At 58.3% G+C, this 393-nt stretch carries 1 pseudogene; it reads left to right on the top strand.

Annotated elements, in window-relative coordinates:
* Positions 1-163 precede the first annotated feature (163 nt).
* Positions 164-393 (top strand): annotated as a pseudogene (locus tag AB4Z32_RS27800) (hypothetical protein); the annotation flags it as partial.

Below are 393 nucleotides of genomic sequence, written 5' to 3'. Positions count from 1 at the left end.
GGCCACTGAAGAACATCGCGCCCGCCAGCAACAGCGCATTGCGCTGATGGCGCGCGTTACCCCTTAGTTGACGCTCTCGCGCCACTAAACCGACCGCCCTAGAGGCGGTTTTTTTATGCCCCGTAACCGGGCCGCGAGAGCGGACCCTGATAGAAAGGACTTTATGAGCAAGCTTGCCCTACTGCGCGAACAGCGCGATGTTCTGGCCAAACAGATTCACGAACTGAACGCCAAGACGCCAAGCGACAAACGCATGTCGTCGGAGGATGCGGAAAAGATCGACAAGATCCTGGACGAAGTCGCCAAGGTCGATGCAGAGATCGCCCGTGAGCAGAAGGTTTCCCAGCTCGCCGGTCAGACTGAAGAAGCAATGCGCAACGACCACACCGTCGA

Source organism: Massilia sp. 2TAF26, assembly GCF_052115005.1.
Classification (GTDB): Bacteria; Pseudomonadota; Gammaproteobacteria; order Burkholderiales; family Burkholderiaceae_D; genus Telluria.
The sequence above is the reverse complement of the archived record's forward strand: the minus strand, read 5'-3'. Positions and strand labels throughout refer to the sequence as shown.